3 protein-coding genes are annotated in these 1,777 nt (G+C 36.5%); 2 read left to right on the top strand and 1 reads right to left on the bottom strand.

Translation table 11 applies throughout. The annotated features are described in order from the left end of the window. Window positions 1-226: 226 nt before the first annotated feature. Window positions 227-508: a peptidase gene (locus AC2JBO_RS44820; RefSeq protein WP_496960068.1), complete on the bottom strand. Its 282-nt coding sequence runs from the start codon at window positions 506-508 to the stop codon at window positions 227-229. 318 nt (window positions 509-826) lie between these two features. On the opposite strand from AC2JBO_RS44820, the gene AC2JBO_RS44825 reads away from it, so the two are divergent. Continuing rightward, window positions 827-1,252, top strand: a complete 426-nt coding sequence (locus AC2JBO_RS44825) for a DUF4363 domain-containing protein (protein WP_496960069.1) — start codon at window positions 827-829, stop codon at window positions 1,250-1,252. 141 nt (window positions 1,253-1,393) lie between these two features. Continuing rightward, on the top strand, window positions 1,394-1,777 hold a 384-nt coding region (locus tag AC2JBO_RS44830), incomplete at its 3' end, for a VIT1/CCC1 transporter family protein (RefSeq protein WP_496960070.1).

Consider the following 1,777-nt stretch of genomic DNA (forward strand, 5'->3'; position numbering starts at 1 on the left):
CGGTTCTATCGTACATAGCGTGCTAAATTTTAATTAAAATCTATAAATATGCTTGATTTACAAGGCTTACAGACGCTTTTAGTTTTAATTTTGGACAAGAATACCGTTCTGAAGGTAATAATAGCTGTAAGATAAGCCCAGCAAGAGTTTTAAGCTTATTTTTCCCTAAATTAGCACGCTAAGTACGCAAGAGCCAGAAAGCTCTCAGCAGTAACATATTTAAAACTTATTTTGCTTTTGAACGAGTGACTCTACCAAATAAACCCGACATACTCAACCCCGTAACCAATAACCCAATCAAACCCAGTCCATTTAAAATTGGGTAAATTGCTTGGAGGTGAAATATTTCTCCGGTGTGAATATTTAAAAGCAAATGCCGAGTTATTCCGATATTGACACCCCACTCACCAATCATAGTTACAATCATCCCAGTCAACACAGTTATAGCCACAGGTAAAGAAATAATTATGGCAATTACACGGTGATATTTGCGAAAAGCACGTTTCATAAAGGAGATTCCCGTAGAAGATAAATTTTTTAATATTATACCGAGTTATAAATTACCTTGAAGCTGGTAAAGAACTAGGAAAGAATTGCATTTAGTCATCAAAAGCCTTTTAAGAGAGAAAATACTCATTAACTATTCGTAGGTTACATCTATCTAAAGTATAAGTTCTTTCCGAGTTCTTTACCATGATGACTCTATAATTTATTACAGTGAAATCATACTAGGCTTTTTACCATAGCTACGTTATCCATTTAACACGCAATAGTCTATATATTAGATGATACCACTGAATTAAAATCACTTATTGAGGAATTAGTTATGATTCGTTTCAACTATATAATTACTGCGGCTATCATCAGCCTTTTAGCTTTGACTGGATGTGACAATGCTCCCAAAAGTGTAAGCGAAACCTCTCCAGCGGCTTCCCCTGTTTCTGGTGTAGATGCAGGAAGTAAAACTTCTAAAACTGGTTTTGATAATTTGTTGGGTGTCGTATCTAACGCTAAAACTGCTGTACAATCTGGGGACTTCGCTAAAGCCAAAACTGAATTTGATAAATTTGAGGGCTTCTGGAAACAAGTTGAAGACGGTGTAAAAGCCAAATCTCCTGAGAATTATGATTCTATTGAGAAAAGCCTAGATGAAGTTACAGCAGACCTCAAAGGCTCTAAACCAAGCCAGGAAAAGGTAATAGGCGCCTTACAGTCTCTTGAGAAAAGTATTACTGTCGTTTCTAAACTCTAATAATTAAGGATATTAAATAATCAAATGTAAACTAGGTTGATAAATCTTAATAAAATCTGGTTTAATTTATATTAATATGCCAATTATGTTTATATTTTTACTACTCTTTTATCTATTTTTATCGTAATCAGGTAAATCATCATGCCTCAAACCCCACATACTGAAAAACACTTTACAGCCTCAGAGACAATCCGCGATATTGTTATTGGAATGTCTGATGGTTTAACGGTTCCCTTTGCATTAGCAGCAGGTTTATCTGGAACCTTGTCATCTACAAATTTGGTTGTCACAGCAGGTATGGCAGAAATTACAGCAGGCGCCATCGCGATGGGTTTGGGTGGGTATCTTGCTGCTAAGACAGACTTTGAACATTATCAATCGGAACGCAAGCGAGAGCTACGAGAAATTAGGGAAATTCCAAATTATGAATCAGAGGAAGTAGCCGAAATTTTCCGCAAATATGGTGTAAGCGATGAGCAAATAGCTCCTGTGGTGACAGCTATTTGTGCTTCCCCGACGCGGTGG

This window comes from Calothrix sp. CBUCES-K 9914, assembly GCF_059640475.1.

Bases quoted from the DNA above. Each gene is read 5' to 3' on its own strand.
- AC2JBO_RS44825 (WP_496960069.1), top strand. From the start codon at position 827: ATGATTCGTTTCAACTATATAATTACTGCGGCTATCATCAGCCTTTTA.
- AC2JBO_RS44820 (WP_496960068.1), bottom strand. From the start codon at position 508: ATGAAACGTGCTTTTCGCAAATATCACCGTGTAATTGCCATAATTATT.